14 protein-coding genes and 1 pseudogene are annotated in these 17005 nt (G+C 66.4%); 5 read left to right on the forward strand and 10 right to left on the reverse strand.

All coding sequences use genetic code 11. The annotated features are described in order from the left end of the window. Nucleotides 1-2: 2 nt before the first annotated feature. The 10 genes and pseudogenes from narH to BLU17_RS01390 form a co-directional block, all read right to left on the reverse strand. On the reverse strand, nt 3-1556 hold the full coding sequence (narH, locus tag BLU17_RS01350; protein ID WP_091993399.1) for a nitrate reductase subunit beta: 1554 nt from the start codon (nt 1554-1556) through the stop codon (nt 3-5). Further along, nucleotides 1553-5347: a nitrate reductase subunit alpha gene (locus BLU17_RS01355; RefSeq protein WP_091993402.1), complete on the reverse strand. Its 3795-nt coding sequence runs from the start codon at nt 5345-5347 to the stop codon at nt 1553-1555. The genes narH and BLU17_RS01355 overlap by 4 nt, the downstream gene beginning before the upstream one ends. Nucleotides 5348-5577: 230 nt before the next feature. Beyond that, on the reverse strand, nt 5578-6972 hold the full coding sequence (locus BLU17_RS01360) for a NarK family nitrate/nitrite MFS transporter (protein ID WP_091993404.1): 1395 nt from the start codon (nt 6970-6972) through the stop codon (nt 5578-5580). Nucleotides 6973-7038: 66 nt separating this feature from the next. Beyond that, nucleotides 7039-7182 (reverse strand): hypothetical protein, encoded by a 144-nt coding sequence (locus BLU17_RS32990; protein ID WP_176928862.1) that lies wholly within the window; start codon nt 7180-7182, stop codon nt 7039-7041. Nucleotides 7183-7200: 18 nt separating this feature from the next. Further along, a pseudogene (locus tag BLU17_RS01365) lies at nt 7201-7463 on the reverse strand (MFS transporter); the annotation flags it as partial. A 361-nt stretch (nt 7464-7824) separates the two neighbouring features. Next, nucleotides 7825-8694 carry a formyltetrahydrofolate deformylase gene (gene purU / locus BLU17_RS01370; RefSeq protein WP_091993406.1) on the reverse strand — a complete coding sequence of 290 codons (870 nt, stop codon included), beginning with the start codon at nt 8692-8694 and terminating at the stop codon, nt 7825-7827. Nucleotides 8695-8770: 76 nt separating this feature from the next. Continuing rightward, nucleotides 8771-9628: an NUDIX hydrolase gene (locus tag BLU17_RS01375; protein WP_091993408.1), complete on the reverse strand. Its 858-nt coding sequence runs from the start codon at nt 9626-9628 to the stop codon at nt 8771-8773. An 18-nt stretch (nt 9629-9646) separates the two neighbouring features. Then, the gene (locus tag BLU17_RS01380) at nt 9647-10261 is read right to left on the reverse strand and encodes a LysE family translocator (RefSeq protein ID WP_091993411.1); all 615 of its coding nucleotides are present in this window, start codon (nt 10259-10261) and stop codon (nt 9647-9649) included. A gap of 39 nt (nt 10262-10300) precedes the next feature. Continuing rightward, complete coding sequence (locus BLU17_RS01385) at nt 10301-10867, reverse strand: adenine phosphoribosyltransferase (protein ID WP_091993414.1); 567 nt, start codon at nt 10865-10867, stop codon at nt 10301-10303. Between the two features lie 103 nt (nt 10868-10970). Then, a complete protein-coding gene (locus tag BLU17_RS01390) occupies nt 10971-12986 on the reverse strand; it encodes a monovalent cation:proton antiporter family protein (protein ID WP_091993417.1) in 2016 nt (671 codons plus the stop codon). 206 nt (nt 12987-13192) lie between these two features. Here BLU17_RS01390 and kdsD point away from each other — a divergent pair, with 206 nt between their 5' ends. Genes kdsD through lptB form a run of 5 tightly spaced genes read left to right on the forward strand, consistent with a single transcriptional unit; the run spans nt 13193 to nt 16835 of the window. Further along, a complete protein-coding gene (gene kdsD, locus BLU17_RS01395; RefSeq protein WP_091993420.1) occupies nt 13193-14179 on the forward strand; it encodes an arabinose 5-phosphate isomerase KdsD in 987 nt (328 codons plus the stop codon). Continuing rightward, nucleotides 14179-14733, forward strand: a complete 555-nt coding sequence (locus BLU17_RS01400; protein ID WP_091993422.1) for a KdsC family phosphatase — start codon at nt 14179-14181, stop codon at nt 14731-14733. The genes kdsD and BLU17_RS01400 overlap by 1 nt, the downstream gene beginning before the upstream one ends. Then, nucleotides 14730-15329: an LPS export ABC transporter periplasmic protein LptC gene (gene lptC, locus BLU17_RS01405; RefSeq protein ID WP_091993425.1), complete on the forward strand. Its 600-nt coding sequence runs from the start codon at nt 14730-14732 to the stop codon at nt 15327-15329. The genes BLU17_RS01400 and lptC overlap by 4 nt, the downstream gene beginning before the upstream one ends. 31 nt (nt 15330-15360) lie before the next feature. Further along, nucleotides 15361-16047, forward strand: coding sequence for a lipopolysaccharide transport periplasmic protein LptA (gene lptA, locus BLU17_RS01410; RefSeq protein ID WP_091993428.1), 687 nt, complete (start codon nt 15361-15363; stop codon nt 16045-16047). Further along, nucleotides 16044-16835, forward strand: a complete 792-nt coding sequence (gene lptB / locus BLU17_RS01415; RefSeq protein ID WP_091993430.1) for an LPS export ABC transporter ATP-binding protein — start codon at nt 16044-16046, stop codon at nt 16833-16835. The genes lptA and lptB overlap by 4 nt, the downstream gene beginning before the upstream one ends. Nucleotides 16836-17005: the final 170 nt, after the last annotated feature.

Consider the following 17005-nt stretch of genomic DNA (forward strand, 5'->3'; position numbering starts at 1 on the left):
GCTCAAGCTTCCGAAGGCGTCTTGCGGCGCGACTTCGGCATATCGACGTACACCACGCTGCCCGCGATCTTCGAGCCGAACAGCGAGCCGTCCGACACGCCGCCCGAGCAGCCGTTGCCGAACGAGAAGCCGCAACTGCCCTTCTCGTTGAAGCTGTCCTCGACCATCTCCTTGTGCGACGAAGGCACGACGAAGCGATCCTCGTAGCTCGCGAGCGCCATGATGCGGTACATGTCCTCGACCTGCCCCTCGGTGAGTCCCGCGCGCTTCAGGAGCGCGTTGTCGTTCACGCCGTCCACGGTCTGGGCGCGCTTGTACGCGCGCATCGTCAGCATGCGGTTGAGCGCGGAAATCACGGGCTTTTCGTCGCCGGCGGTGAGCAGGTTGGCGAGATAGCGCATGGGAATGCGCAGGCTCGCCACGTCCGGAATCACGCCGTCCATGCCGATATGGCCCGCGTCCGCGGCCGACTGGATCGGCGAGAGCGGCGGCACGTACCAGACCATCGGCAGCGTACGGTATTCGGGATGCAGCGGGAACGCGATCTTCCACTCGCACGCCATGCGGTACACGGGCGAGCGCACGGCTGCGTCGAGCCAGCTTTGCGGCACGCCCTGGCGGAGCGCCTCGGCCTGGATGGCCGGATCGTGCGGATCGAGGAACACGTCGAGCTGCGACTGGTACAGGTCCTGCGTCGACTCGACCGACGCCGCTTCGCTGATGCGATCCGCGTCGTAGAGCATCACGCCCAGATAGCGGATGCGGCCCACGCACGTTTCCGAGCACACGGTAGGCTGCCCCGCCTCGATGCGCGGAAAGCAGAAGATGCACTTTTCGGCCTTGCCGCTCTTCCAGTTGAAGTACATCTTCTTGTACGGACAACCGGAAATGCACATGCGCCAGCCGCGGCACTTGTCCTGATCGACGAGCACGATGCCGTCGTCTTCGCGCTTGTACACCGAGCCCGACGGGCACGACGCCACGCACGCCGGATTCAGGCAGTGCTCGCACAGGCGCGGCAGGTACATCATGAAGGTGTTCTCGAAGGTCGAGTACATCTCCTTCTGCACGTTCTCGAACAGCTTGTCGCGGCTGCGCGAGGCGAACTCGCCGCCCAGGTCGTCTTCCCAGTTAGGACCCCAATGGATCTTGTCCATCTTCTTGCCGGTGATGACCGACACGGGGCGCGCGGTGGGCGGCGTCTGCGACAGCCGCGCCTTCTGCAGATTCTCGTAATCGTAGGTGAACGGCTCGTAGTAGTCGTCGATGCCGGGCAGGTTCGGGTTCGCGAACAGGTTCGCCAGCACCTTGAGCTTCGGGCCCTGGCGCGGCTCGATCTTGCCGTTGGGGTTGCGCACCCAGCCGCCGTTCCACTTCTCCTGGTTCTCCCATTCCTTCGGATAGCCGATGCCGGGCTTCGTCTCGACGTTGTTGAACCATGCGTACTCGACGCCGTCGCGCGAAGTCCACACGTTCTTGCACGTGACCGAGCACGTATGGCAGCCGATGCACTTGTCGAGGTTCAGGACCATCGCCACCTGGGCGCGGATTTTCATGATGCCGCTCCTTTGCCGACCGGAATCGCCGCTTCGGCTCGCACTCCGGTCCCTTGTAGAACACGCGCGGAGTCCGCTCGTTCGTCGAGCGGTCCTTCGAGCCACTCGACCTTCTTCATCTTGCGCACGATCACGAACTCGTCGCGATTGCTGCCGACCGTGCCGTAGTAGTTGAAGCCATAGGCGAGTTGCGCATAGCCGCCGATCATGTGCGTCGGCTTGAGCACCGTGCGCGTGACCGAGTTGTGAATGCCGCCGCGCATGCCGCTCGTTTCCGCGCCGGGCACGTTCACGATCTTTTCCTGGGCGTGGTACATGAGGCACATGCCGCGCGGCACGCGCTGGCTCACCACGACGCGCGCGGTGAGCGTGCCGTTCACGTTGAACACCTCGACCCAGTCGTTGTCGACTAACCCGGCCTCCTTCGCCTCGGCTTCCGAGACCCACACGTGCGGGCCGCCGCGCGAGAGCGTGAGCATGCGCAGGTTGTCCGAGTACGTGGAGTGAATGCCCCACTTCTGGTGCGGCGTGATCCAGTTCAACACGAGCTCGTGCTCGCCGTTGGGCTTCGCGCCGAGCATCGGCAATGTCGTCTTCGTGTCGATGGCGGGCTTGTAGTTGCAGAAGCCCTCGCCGAAGTCGAGCATCCAGCGGTGATCCTGGTAGAACTGCTGGCGGCCCGTGAGCGTGCGCCATGGAATCAGCTCGTGCACGTTCGTGTAGCCGGCGTTGTAGCTCACCTCCTCCGATTCGAGGCCCGACCACGTGGGCGCCGAAATGATCTTGCGGGGCTGCGCCTGCACGTCGCGAAAGCGGATCTTGTCGTGCTCGCGGCCCTCGGCCAGATGCGCGTGGTCGCGGCCCGTGATCTTCGAGAGCGCGTCCCAGGCCTTCACGGCCACGTGGCCGTTGGTTTCCGGCGCGAAGGTGAGGATCATCTCCGCGGCGTCGATCGCGGTCTCCAGACGCGGGCGCCCTTCGGCCGCGCCGCGGTTCTGCTGGATGCCCGTGAGCTGCGCGAACTCGCCCACCTCGTGCACCGTGTTCCAGTTGATGCCCTTGCCGCCGTTGCCGAGCTTGTCGAGCAGCGGCCCGACCGAGGTGAACTTGTTGTAAATCTCGCGATAGTCGCGCTCCACGAGCGTCATCGACGGCGCCGTCTTGCCCGGAACGAGATCGCATTCGCCAAGCCGCCAGTCCTTTGGCTCGAACGCCTGGCCGAGCTCGCCCGGCGTGTCGTGCATGAGCGGCGTGCAGACGAGGTCCGTGCGCTTGCCGAGGTGCGCCCCGCCGATCTCCGAGAACGTCTTCGCGATCGCCTTGTAGATCTCCCAGTCCGTCTTGCTCTCCCACAGCGGCTGCACGGCCTCGGAGAGCGGATGGATGAACGGGTGCATGTCCGACGTGTTGAGGTCGTCCTTCTCGTAGAACGTGGCCGTGGGCAGCACGATGTCGCCGTACAGACAGGTGGTGCTCATGCGGAAGTCGAGCACCGCGAGCAGGTCGAGCTTGCCTTCGGCCGCTTCGCGCACGTGCACTTCCGACGGCTTGATCGCGTCGGCTTCGTCGCCGAACAGCGCGTTCTGCGTGCCGAGCAGGTACTTGAGGAAGTACTCGTGGCCCTTGCCCGAGCTGCCGAGGATGTTCGAGCGCCACACGAACATGTTGCGCGGGAAGTTCGCGGGATTGTCCGGGTCGTCGCAGGCGAAGTTCAGCGCCCCCGACTTCAGTTGATCGACCGCGTACTGCACCGGCGGCACCCCCGCGCGCTGCGCGGCGTCCACCACGTCGAGCGGATTCGCGCCCAGTTGCGGCGCGGACGGCAGCCAGCCCATGCGCTCGGACTTCGCGTTGAGGTCGAGCATGGAAAGGCCCTCGTAGCGCGCGCGATCGGCGCCCGGCCCGAGGATTTCGCCGACGCTCACCTTCTCGTGGCGCCACTGGCTCGTATGGTTGTAGAAGAACGACGTGCCGTTCATCTGGCGCGGCGGGCGCGACCAGTCGAGCGCGAACGCGAGCGGCGCCCAGCCGAACTGCGGACGCAGCTTTTCCTGGCCCACGTAGTGCGCCCAGCCGCCGCCGCTCTGGCCGATACAGCCGCACATCATCAACAGGTTGATGATGCCGCGGTAGATCATGTCGTTGTGATACCAGTGATTGAGCGCCGCGCCGAGGATCACCATGCTCTTGCCGCGCGTGCGGTCGGCGTTGTCGGCGAACTCGCGCGCCACCTGGATCACGAGCTTGCGCGGCACCGTGGTGTGCTTCTCCTGCCAGGCGGGCGTGCAGGGCACGTCGTCGTCATGCGAGGACGCGACGTTCGGGCCGCCCAGGCCCTGATCGACGCCGTAGTTGGCCATCTGCAGGTCGTAGACGGTCGCGACGAGCACGCTCGCGCCATCGGCGAGCGTCACGCGCTTCGCGGGCACGCGCCGCGCGAGCAGCGCGCCATGTTCGCCGCCGAAGTACGGGAAGCTCACCTCGACCACTTCGTCATGCCGGTCGACGAGCGAGAGGCGCGGATCGATCTTGCGGCCGCTGCCGCCGTCCTTCATCTCGAGGTTCCAGCGCCCCACCTTCTTGCCGCCGTCGTGTTCGCCCTCGCCCCAGCGAAAGCCGATCGAGCCGTTGGGCGCGACGATGTCGCCCGTGGCCGCGTCGATGGCGAGCGTCTTCCATTGCGGGTTGTTCGACTCGTCGAGATTCGCGGCGAGCTGCGAGGCGCGCAGAAACTGGTCCGGCACGAGCGCGCCGTCGCGCCTCGCGAGCGTGACGAGCATCGGCATGTCGGTGTACTGCTTCACGTAGTCGCGGAAATACGCCGATTTGCCGTTCGCGTGAAACTCCTTGAGCACGACGTGGCCCATGGCGAGCGCGAGCGCCGCGTCGGTGCCCTGCTTCGGCGCGAGCCAGATGTCGCCGAACTTCACCATCTCGCCGAAGTCGGACGACACCGCCACGGTCTTCGTGCCCTTGTAGCGGACCTCGGTGTAGAAGTGAGCGTCGGGCGTGCGCGTCTGCGGCACGTTCGAGCCCCACACCATCAAGTACGTGGAGTTGTACCAGTCGGCCGATTCGGGCACGTCGGTCTGCTCGCCCCACACCTGCGGCGAGGACGGCGGCAGGTCGCAATACCAGTCGTAGAACGACAGGCACGCCCCGCCGATCAGGCTCAGATAACGCGCGCCCGCGGCATACGACACCATCGACATCGCCGGAATGGGCGAGAAGCCCACCACGCGGTCGGGGCCGTACTTGCCGATGGTGTAGGCGTTCGCCGCCGCGATGATCTCGGTGGCCGTGCCCCAGTCGGCGCGCACGAAACCGCCCTGGCCGCGCGCGCGCTTGTAGTGCGCGGCCTTCCGCGGATCCTCGACGATGGAGGCCCACGCCGCGACCGGGCCGAGCGTCTTGCGCGCCTCGCGCCACATCTCGATCAGGCGGCCGCGGATCATCGGATATTTCACGCGTTGCGCCGAGTACACGTACCAGCTATACGACGCGCCGCGCGGACAGCCGCGCGGTTCGTGGTTGGGCAAGTCGGCGCGCGTGCGCGGGTAGTCGGTTTGCTGCGTTTCCCACGTAATCAGGCCGTTCTTCACGTAGACCTTCCACGAGCACGAGCCCGTGCAGTTCACGCCGTGGGTCGAGCGCACGATCTTGTCGTGCTGCCAGCGGCTGCGATAGCCGTCTTCCCACTTGCGGTCCTCGTTCACCACCGCGCCGTGACCATTCGAAAAGGTCGACTTCACGCGCGACATGAACTTCAACCGGTCCAGAAAATGACTCATCAGGTTCTCCGGGACTGCTGCTGGATTCGATCGATCCCGCCCGTCGCCGCCCGCATGCGTTGCCCGCGTGGCGCCTGGCGCTCGTATCGTTCCGAGTATGGCGGGCAGGCGCTTGCCTGCCCATTCATCAAGGGGAGCGTTCGCGTGGCGCATCGGGATGAGCCCGGATGCGCTGCGCTACGCCGAAAGGACTAGTCCGGCGCGTTTCCGCCCGCTGCATTTCGCGCGCTTCAGCAAGGCATGGACGCGTTGCGGCGGGCGTAGAAGAACCACGTGACGAACGCGCACACCACGTAGAAACCGATGAAGCAAACGAGCGCCGGGACGGGCGAGCCGGTGATGTCGAGCGAGGTGCCGAAGCTCTTCGGAATGAAAAATCCGCCGTAGGCTCCCATGGCGCCCGCGAAGCCGAGCACCGCCGCCGATTCCTTGCCCGCTTCGGCGAGCGCGCTTCGCTGAGCGTCGCCGCCCTTGCCCTGCGCCGCGCGCTGGTGTTGCGTGAGGAAGATCACCGGAATCATGCGGAAGGTCGAGCCGTTGCCGATGCCGGTGAGCGCGAACAGCACGACGAACATCGCGAGGAAGCCCGCGAAACCGCCCTGGGCCCCGCCCAGGGCGCCGCCCGGCAGGAAGGCGATCACGCCCGCCACGGCCGCGATCATCGCGAGGAAGGTCCAGAGCGTGACGCGCGCGCCGCCGAGCTTGTCCGAGATCCAGCCGCCGACGGGGCGCGTGAGTGCGCCGGCGAGCGGCCCGAGGAAAGCCCATGCGGTCGGGTTGATGGCAGGAAACTCGGCCTTGGTGAGCAGCGCGAGACCCGCCGAGAACCCGATGAACGAACCGAACGTGCCGACATAGAGGAAGCACATGATCCAGTTGTGCGCGCGGCGGAAGATCACGGCTTGCTCGCGGAACGACGCCTTCGCATCGGCGATGTCGTTCATGCCGAACCACGCCGCGAACGACGCGACGACAATGAGCGGCACCCAGACGAACCCCGCGTTCTGCAGCCAGATGCTGTGCTCGACGCCGTTCTTCGCGTAAGTCTGGCCATCGCCGAGAAGCCCCGCGAACACGGCCGTCGAGATCACGATCGGCGTGACGAACTGCACGACCGAGACGCCGAGGTTGCCGATGCCCGCGTTGAGGCCGGTCGCGAAGCCTTTGCGCGCCTTCGGAAAGAGGAAGCTGATGTTCGCCATCGACGAGCTGAAGTTCGCGCCGCCGAGGCCGCAGAGCAGCGCGAGCACGAGCAGCGTCGTATAGGAGGTGGACGGGTCGCGCAGCGCGAAGCCCATGCCGAGCGCCGGGACCAGCAGGCTCGCCGTGGAGATGGCGGTAAAGCGGCGGCCGCCGAAAATCGGCACGAGGAACGAATAGAAGATGCGCAGCGTGGCGCCCGAGAGCGCGGGCAGCGCCGTGAGCCAGAACAGTTCGTTCTTCGTGAAGTGGAAGCCGCCCTTGTCGAGATTGACGACCGTGACGCTCCACAGCGACCACACCACGAACGCCAGCATCAGCGCGGGAATCGAGATCCACAGGTTGCGGGTGGCGATCTGCTCGCCGGAAGCCTGCCAGAACCTGGCGTTTTCAGGCTCCCACTGGGTCAGGAGATATTTGGACATGATTGGGCTCGTACAGTAGGCGCCGCCTGCGCGGCGCAAAGTTGAATCATTCGGACAGACAAATCGTCAGGGTTGCGAAGTTTTGCCCACCAGCGCGCCGATCTCGTGCGCCTTGCGCGCGAGTTTCGCGCTGCCGCGCGCGAACGCTTCGGAACGGAACGAGAAGTGCATGAACAACAGGCTCACGACGGTGGCGCCGAACATCAGCACGAAACAGGTAGTGCGTACGCCGGCCGCGTCCACGAACAGGCCGGGCACGAGGAATTGCCACCGTTGCGTCGCGTCCGAGACGAGACGAGCCAGACCGGCGCGATCGTCGCGAGCATGGTGACGAAGAAGACGAGGCGGCCGCCGAAGCGGTCGGTCCAGATGCCGAGCGGCACGCGCGCGAGCGAGCCCGTGAGCACCGGCATCGCGGCGACGAGGCCGAATCCGGTATCGGAGAGATGGAGTTGTTTCTTGAGCGGAATGCCGAGGATCGCGAACATCATCCAGACGGCAAAGCAGATCGTGAATGCGAACGTGCTCGAACCGGGCGCGCGCCAGGCACGGCCATCGGCCAGGACTTGCGCCTGGGCGGGATGCGACGGCTTTCATGAATTTCCCTCTTGTCGTTTCGTTGACGTGACAAGCGTAGGAAAGACGAAAGGTCCGGACTATTCTCCGCAGGGAGTGGGCGACGATGCGCCGCTAGATCTTAAGGAGTAATACGGGGAGAACGAGGCGGCACGGAAGGAAAACCGCATGCATGCACACGGCGCCGCTGAACAACGAAGCGCGACAGGAATATGGCGAAAGGCCGCAGCGTGTCGTGCAACACGCTACGGCGCGATGCCGCATGCCGCAGGCGGATTAGCGGAAGACCACGGTCTTGTGTCCGTTGAGCACGATGCGATGCTCGACGTGCCACTTCACCGCGCGCGCGAGCGTGACGCATTCCACGTCGCGGCCGATGGCCGTGAGTTGCTCCGGCGTCATGTTGTGGTCCACGCGCTCGACTTCCTGCTCGATGATCGGGCCTTCGTCGAGATCGGACGTCACATAGTGCGCCGTTGCGCCGATTAGCTTCACGCCGCGGTCGAACGCCTGGTAGTAAGGCTTCGCGCCCTTGAAGCTCGGCAGGAAGGAATGGTGAATGTTGATCGCGCGGCCTTCGAGCGCGTTGCACAACTGCGGCGAGAGGATCTGCATGTAGCGCGCGAGCACCACGAGATCGGCGCCCTCGCGGTTCACCACTTCGAGCACGCGCGCTTCCTGCGCGGCCTTGTCCGCGTCCGTGCCGCCGAGCAGCGGGAAGTGATGGAACGGAATGTTGTAGCCCGCGGCGAGCTGATAGAAGTCCTTGTGATTCGAGATGATCGCGGGAATCTCGATAGGCAGTTGCCCGGTGCGATAGCGGAACAACAGGTCGTTCAGGCAGTGGCCGATCTTCGACACCATGATGACCACGCGCGGCTTCACGTTCGCATCATGCAGCTCCCAGCGCATGCCGAACTCCTGCGCGAGCGGCTCGAATGCGCTGCGCAGACCGTCGAGGCCCGGGTCGCCGCCCACCTGCTGGAAGTGCACGCGCATGAAGAACTCGCCCGTGTGGCTGTCGCCGAACTGGGCCGAGTCGAGAATATTGCTGCCGCGCTCGAACAGAAAGCCCGACACGGCATGCACGATGCCCGGCCGGTCGGCGCACGACAGTTTGAGGATGAAGCTGTGATCGGTCGACATGACCTTGATAACTCCCGTCAATACTTTGGTGTTGCTAAAAGGGCCTGGGTTTGGGCTGGAAAAAACCGGCGCCCTTTCACAGCGTCGGCGGCTCGAAGATCGCGGCAATGCCCTCGCACGCGTCTTCGTCTATCCATTGGCGGCGTAGCAGGCAGTCGAGCGTCGCGAGGCTCGCGTCCACCGTCATCGCGCCTTCCTCGATCCAGCGCGCGGCTTCGTCGATGCGCGCGAGGCGGTGCTCGCCGACTTCGCCGTCCTGGTTGTGCGGTACGAAGTCGGCAGGCAGCACGAGATCGTAGACGAAGATCTGCTCGGCCTGCGTGCCTTCCGGCAGCGACTGCAGCACGTGGACGGTACGGCCCGCGCGCGCCTCGCGCGCCAGTTCCTCGGCGATGCCCGCCTCTTCCCAGCATTCCTTCACGAGCGTGGCCTCGATGCCGAAGCCCCAGCCGATGCCGCCCGCCACGACGTTGTCGAGCATGCCCGGGTCGGTGGCCTTGGTGTCGCTGCGCCGCGCGATCCACAGTTGCGGCGCGCGATCGTCGTATTCTACGACGCCGTTCAGATGCACCGCGTAGGTCATCGTGCCGAAAAAACGCGAGGCCGCACGCTCGATATAGGCGAGCGGCGGCGCGTCGAACGCGTTGCGGATCGCGTAGGTTTCGTTGCGCCAGCCCGGAACGCGGCCTTCTGCCGCCAGCGCGCCGATCACCGAGCCGAGCGCCGCGCTGCGCGCCGTGACGTTGTCGAAGTGCGGGGCGAGCGTTACGCGCGCGCTCTGGGCGTCGCCGTCGATCTCGAACACGTCGGGCCAGCGCGCGAGCAGCGCGACGTCGTCCTCGCGTATCCAGCCCACACGCTCGTCGCCGATATGAAACGGCAGATGCGCGCCGGCATCGAAACGCCGCGCGTCGGTAATACAAGGCAAGGTCATCGGTCAGGACTCCATAGATCAGTCACGCAGCGCAACGCGAATGCCGATGGCGATGAACGTGAGGCCGGCCAGGCGGTCGAGCCACGCGCCCGCGCGCGGCCGACGCTTCAGCCAGCCGCCGATCGTGCCCGCACATAGCCCGAACGCCGAGAACACCACGACCGTTTGCGCCATGAACACGAGGCCGAGCTCGAGCATCTGCAGCGTGACGCTCTGCGCGCCGTGCGCATCCACGAACTGCGGCAGGAACACGACGAAGAAGAGCGTCACCTTCGGATTCATGATGTTGCCGAGCACGCTCTGGCGAAAAATCGCGGAGAGCGGCTGGCGCGGCCGGTCGCCGGCGGTGGCGAGCCCCTGGCTGCGCAACGCCTTCACGCCGATCCACACGAGATACGCCGCGCCCGCGAGCTTGAGGATCTGGAACGCGAGCGGCGACGAACGCAGCACGGCCGCCACGCCGAGCGCGGCGAGCGTGGTGTGGAACGTCACGCCCGCTGCGAAGCCCAGCGCGGCGACGAGGCCGGCGGCGCGGCCCTGCGAGATGCCGCGCGCGAGCACCTGGAGATTGTCGGGGCCGGGCGCGAAGGTGATGGCGATGGAGGTGGCGAGAAAGAGCGCGAAATTCGGCATGAGGGGTCGCTCGCGTGGCGTGGGTCGTGTCGTGGGCGTTCAGTGACCGCCGAAAGCGGTCACGGTGAAGAGCGGCAGGCCCGCATCGGTGAGCAGCTTCGAGCCGCCGAGGTCCGGCAGGTCGATGATCGCCGCGCCCTCCACCACGCTCGCGCCGAGGTGTTCGAGCAGCAGCTTGCCCGCCATCATGGTGCCGCCCGTCGCGATCAGGTCGTCGACGATCACCACGCGGTCGCCCTGGCCGCAGGCGTCCTCGTGGATCTCGACGGTCGCTTCGCCGTATTCGAGCTTGTAGGTCTCGGAAACGGTCCTGTACGGCAGCTTGCCGATCTTGCGGATCGGAATGAAGCCCACGTTCAGTTCATAGGCGACGATCGGCCCGATGATGAAACCGCGCGCGTCGAGGCCCGCCACGTAATCGAGCTTCGCGTCCACGTAGCGCTCGACGAAGAGGTCGATCAGCACGCGCAGCCCTTTGGGGTGGCCGATGAGCGGGGTGATGTCGCGAAACTGCACTCCCGGCTGAGGCCAGTCGGGCACCGTGCGGATCAGGCTGTTCACGAACTGGGCGGCTTCGGCGCTCGGGTTCGCCGGTGCGTTGGACATGATTTCTCCGGGTATTGACGGGATACGGAATAGCGGACAGCAGGATGCCTAAACGGGGGCACGACCCGCAAGCCTGGTCTGGCGATTCTGCGCTGCGCACATTTCAGGCCGCTGCCGCGCCCGCGCCGGCGGTGCCCGGCTTGCGGTGCCGCGAGAGCCGCTCCTCGGCCTGCGCGAGCTGCTCGGGCAAGCCGCGCAGCACGACGATGTCGGCCTGGCGCAGTTTGGTCGACGGGTCCGGCTCCACGCCGCGAATGCCGTGGCGGCGGATTGCCGTCACCTCGACGCCCAGGTCGTAGAGACCCAGTTCCGCGAGCGTGCGGCCCACGGCGTCGGCGCGCTCGTCGACCGGTACGGATTGTAGCCGCACCTGCTCGTGACCGTCCTCGCCCGCATCGTCGGTGCCGTGGAAATAGCCGCGCAGCAGGCTGTAGCGCTCGTCGCGCAGCTCTTCCACGCGGCGCACGACGCGGCGCATCGGCACGCCCATCACCACCAGCATGTGCGAGGCGAGCATCAGGCTGCCTTCCACGATCTCCGGAATCACCTCGGTCGCGCCGGCGGCGAGCAGGCGTTCGAGATCGGCGTCGTCCACCGTGCGCACGATCACCGGCAATGTCGGCTCCAGTTCGTGGATGTGATGGAGCACGCGAAACGCCGACTGCGTATTCGCATAGGTGATCGCCACCGCCGCCGCCCGGTGGATGCCCGCCGCGACGAGCGACTCGCGCCGCGCCGCATCGCCGAACACCACCGACTCGCCCGCGGCGGCCGCGGCCGCCACGCGGTCCGGGTCGAGGTCGAGCGCGACATAGGAGAGGCCCTCGTATTCGAGCATGCGCGCGAGGTTCTGCCCCGCCCGGCCATAGCCGCACACGATCACGTGGCCGCTCTGCTTGATGCTTTGCGTGGCGATGCGCGTCATCATCAGCGACTGCTGCATCCATTCCGTCGAAGAAAGGCGCAGCACGATGCGGTCGGCGTTCTGGATCAGGAACGGCGCGGCCAGCATCGAGAGCAGCATCGAGGCGAGGATGACCTGGAGCAGCGTCGGATCGACGAGATGCTTGTCGAGAATGAGATTGAGCAGCACGAAGCCGAACTCGCCCGCCTGCGCGAGCCCGAGGCCCGAGCGCATCGCCACGCCCGGCGACGCGCCGAACAGGCGCGCGAGCGCCGTGATCATCACGGCCTTGAGCACGATCGGCCCGACGAGGAACGCCGCCACGAGCAGCGGATGCTGCCAGATCACGTGCGGGTTGAGCAGCATGCCCGTGGTCACGAAGAAGAGGCCGAGCAGCACGTCGCGAAACGGCTTGATGTCCTCTTCCACCTGATGCCGGTACGGCGTTTCGGCGATCAGCATGCCCGCGATGAACGCGCCGAGCGCGAGCGAGAGGCCGAATTTGTCGGTGATGAACGCGGCGCCGAGCGTGACGAGCAGCACGTTGAGCACGAACAGCTCCTGCGAGCGGCGCCGCGCGACCACGTTGAACCAGCGCGTCATGAACTTCTGCCCGACGATGAGCAGGATGCCGAGCGCGAGCACGATCTTCACGGCGGCCGTGCCGAGCGACTCGACGAGCGACGCCGACGAGCCGCCGAACGCCGCGATCACGATGAGGAGCGGCACCACGGCCAGATCCTGGAACAGCAGCACGCCGAGGATATTGCGACCGTGTTCGGACTCGATCTCGAGCCGCTCCGAAAGCATCTTGCTGACGATGGCCGTGGACGACATGGCGAGCGCGCCGCCCAGCGCCACGCACGCCTGCCACGTGATATGCACCCACGGCTCCAGCACGAGCCCGAGCAGGAGCGCCACGACGATCGTGCCCAGCACCTGCGAGAGCCCGAGACCGAATACGGCGTGGCGCATGGCGCGCAGCTTGGAGAGCGAAAACTCGAGGCCGATGGAGAACATCAGGAACACGACGCCGAACTCGGCCAGGTTCTGCGCGCCGTGCGTGTCCGGCACGATGCCGAGCGCGCGCGGCCCCACGAGAATGCCGACCGTGAGGTAGCCGAGCATCGGCGGCAGATTGAGAAAACGGAACAGCACGACGCCAACCACCGAGGCGAGCAGCAGGAACAACGTCATTTCCAGCGGGGAGATCATCGTGTGAAGCGTCCTCGTTCGTCAGCGTTACCGGCGATGCAAATTCTGCCCGGCGCCGGGTTAATGATCGACGCAAAGGCGGCCACATGGGAAGTACCACAGAGAACAGCAGGGGGACTGCGGGGTCGAGCCAGGCGGCTCGCGCACGAGGTTTTCGCGCTGGGGGCGTCGGCGCGGCGCGCAGACGCCTTTGCTATACTCCGCGGATGATAGCGAAAATCAATGGCGACCGGGCGCTGAAGCTCGCTCGCGACGTGCTCGACATCGAAGCCGACGCCGTGCGCGGGCTTCGCGACCGGCTCGACGACAACTTCGTCGCGGCCGTCGATCTCATCCTCAGTTGCCGCGGGCGCGTGGTCGTTTCCGGCATCGGCAAATCGGGTCACATTGCCCGCAAGCTCGCCGCCACGCTGGCCTCCACCGGCACGCCGGCGTTCTTCGTGCATCCGGCCGAAGCGAGCCACGGCGACCTCGGCATGGTCACCGCCGACGACGTCTTCATCGGCCTTTCCAACTCCGGCGAGTCCGAAGAACTCGTGGCGATCCTGCCGCTCGTCAAGCGCATCGGCGCGAAGCTCATCGGCATAACGGGCAATCGCCCGCAATCGACACTCGGCAAGCTCTCGGACGTGCATCTGGACGCGGGCGTCAAAAAAGAAGCCTGCCCGCTGAATCTCGCGCCCACCGCGAGCACCACGGCGGCGCTCGCCCTCTCCGACGCGCTCGCGGTCGCGGTGCTCGACGCGCGCGGCTTCGGCGTCGACGACTTCGCGCGCTCGCATCCGGGCGGCGCGCTCGGCCGGCGCCTGCTGACCTACGTGCGCGACGTAATGCGCACCGGCAGCGAAATCCCGAAGGTGCGTCACGGCGCCACAGTGCGCGACGCGCTCTTCCAGCTCACGGCCAAGCGCATGGGCATGACGGCGATCGTCGACGAGAACGACCGCGCGGAAGGCATCTTCACCGACGGCGACCTGCGCCGCGTGCTGGAGCGCGTCGGCGATTTCCGCGACCTGCCGATCGAGCGGGTCATGACGAAGGGCCCGCGCACCATCGGCCCGGACCAGCTCGCGGTCGAAGCTGTGGAACTGATGGAGCGCCATCGCATCAACCAGATGCTGGTCGTCGATGCCGAAGGCACGCTGGTCGGCGCGCTCAACATGCACGACCTGTTCTCCAAGAAGGTGATCTGATGGCTCTCCCACTCGACGCAACCGCGCGCGCCGCACGCGTGCGGCTCATGATCTTCGACGTCGACGGCGTGCTCACCGACGGCGGCCTGATGTTCACCGACGCGGGCGACACGATGAAGGCGTTCAGCTCGCTCGACGGCCATGGCGCGAAACTCCTGCGCGAAGCCGGCATCGATACGGCCATCATCACCGGGCGCCGCTCGGGGATCGTCGCCGTGCGCGCGAAGGAGCTCAGGATCACGCATTTGTGGCAAGGCGTCGAGGACAAGCGCGTGGCGTTCGCCGAGCTGCTCTCGCAGACGGGCGTCGCGCCCGAAGCATGCGGCTACATGGGCGACGACTGGCCCGACCTCGGCGTGATGCTTCAGTGCGGCTTCGCGGCCGCGCCCGCGAACGCCCACCCGGATGTGCTCTCGCGCGCCCACTGGGTGTCCGACAAGGTGGGCGGCCACGGTGCCGTGCGCGAAGTGACCGACCTCATCCTGCGCGCGCAAAATCGTTACGAAGCCCTGCTCGCCCAAGCCTGCGCACCGCTGGCCGGGATGCCGCGATGAACCAGAAGTTCCGCCTCACCTCGCTCGTGCCGCTCGTGTGCGTAGCCGCGCTCGCCGGCTTCACGTGGTGGTTGCTGCAAGCCGTCCAGCCGCGCGAGAAGGAAGAGGCGCCGCGTCCGCTCACGCATACGCCCGACTATTTCGCCGACAACTTCTCGGTGTCGGAGCTCGACCAGTCGGGCGCCACGCAGTACCGCCTCACGGCCACGCACATGGTTCACTACGAGGACGACGAGAACAGCGACCTCGCGAACCCCGCAGTGCGCGCCTTCCAGCCCGGCAAGCCGATCGTCACGGCCACGGGCGAGCGCGGCACGGTCAACGCCGACGCCTCGATCGTCAATCTGTACGACAACGCGCGCATCCTGCGTGCGGCCGGCGCCGGCGATCCGGACATGCAGGCCGACTCCGAACATTTCAAAGTGCTCGTGAACGACGATGTGATCCAGACCGAAAAGCCGGTTAAACTTCGTCGCGGCCAGTCGGTCATGACGGCCACCAGCGGCATGAACTACAACAACGTCACCCGGGTCATCCAGCTCTTCGGCAACGTCCGGGGCGCGATCGCCCCGGCTGACTCCGGCGGCTCGTCCTGAACGCCGGGCCGTCCACGCAAGGCATGATTGCATGAACGATTCGCTTCCCCGTCCCCTGAACGGCCGTTCGCCCGATGTCCGCCGCGCCCTCTTCGCGGCGCTGACGGCGCTCGCCGCCGCGCTGCTGCTCGCCGGCCTCGCGCCCGAGGCCCACGCCGAGCGCGCCGACAAGGACAAGCCGCTCAACATCGAAGCGGACAACATGACCTATGACGATCTGAAGCAGCAGACCGTCTTCACCGGCCACGTGGTCGCCACCAAGGGTACGATCCTCATCAAGGCCGACAAGCTCGTCGTCACGCAGGACCCGCAGGGCTATCAGTTCGCGACCGGCACCGTCGCGCCGGGCACGCCCGCCGACAAGCTCGCCTATTTCCGCCAGAAGCGCGAAGGCCTCGACGAATACGTCGACGGCACGGCAGAGCGCATCGACTACGACGGCAAGCAGGACCTCACCACGCTCACCACGCGCGCCACGGTGCGCCGCCTGCAGGGTCTCTCGACCGTGATGGATCAGGTTCACGGCAGCGTCGTCACCTACGACGGCCAGAACGACTTCTACACGGCAAGGTCGGGCAAGGACGTCGCCGGTCCCGGCAACCCCGGGGGCCGCGTGCGCGCCATGCTCTCGCCGCGCAACAGCGGCGCGCAGCCGCTCACCGGCAATCCGGCCGCGCTTGCCCCGTCCACCACGCTGCAGGGAGCGCCGCAACCGTGAACACCGTCACCGCCCCCCAAAGCCACGGCCGCCAGCTGGCCGGCAAGACGAGTTCGCTCGTCGTGCGCAACCTGAAGAAGCGCTACGGCTCGCGCACGGTCGTCAAGGATGTTTCGCTCGACGTGAAGAGCGGCGAAGTGGTCGGCCTGCTCGGGCCCAATGGCGCCGGCAAGACCACCTCGTTCTACATGATCGTGGGACTCGTGCCGCTCGACGCCGGCGAGATCGACCTCGACGGCCAGTCCATCAGCCTGCTGCCCATCCACAAGCGCGCGGCGCTCGGCCTTTCGTATCTGCCGCAGGAAGCTTCGGTGTTCCGCAAGCTCACCGTCGAGGAAAACATCCGCGCGGTGCTCGAACTGCAGGTGGACGGCAACGGCAAACGTCTGTCGAAAAACGTGATAACCGAGCGTGCCGAGGCGCTGCTCGACGAACTGCAGATCGCGCATTTGCGCGAGAATCCGGCACTTTCGCTTTCGGGCGGCGAGCGCCGGCGCGTCGAAATCGCGCGCGCGCTCGCCACCGACCCGAGCTTCATCCTGCTCGACGAGCCGTTCGCGGGTGTCGACCCGATCGCCGTGCTCGAAATCCAGAAGATCGTGAAGTTCCTCAAGCAGCGCAACATCGGCGTGCTGATCACCGATCACAACGTGCGCGAAACGCTCGGCATCTGCGATCACGCGTACATCATCAGCGACGGCTCCGTGCTCGCGGCCGGCGCGCCCGGCGACATCATCGAGAACGAAAGCGTGCGCCGCGTGTATCTCGGCGAGCACTTCCGCATGTAAGTCCAGGGCGCGCCTCGCGCCCTCTTCCTCATGGCCGCCTGCGGCGCCCACGTTTCGCGAGCGATCCGCAGCGCGTTTTCCGGCGTTTTCCCGCGTAGTCACCGCTGTATCGGCCTGGCCCCCGAACGGTGCACGGCGGCGCGAGCGGCGCCCCTGTTTGCGCACCAAAT

Origin of the sequence: Paraburkholderia lycopersici (assembly GCF_900096975.1) — a bacterium.
In the GTDB taxonomy this organism is placed as follows: domain Bacteria; phylum Pseudomonadota; class Gammaproteobacteria; order Burkholderiales; family Burkholderiaceae; genus Paraburkholderia; species Paraburkholderia lycopersici.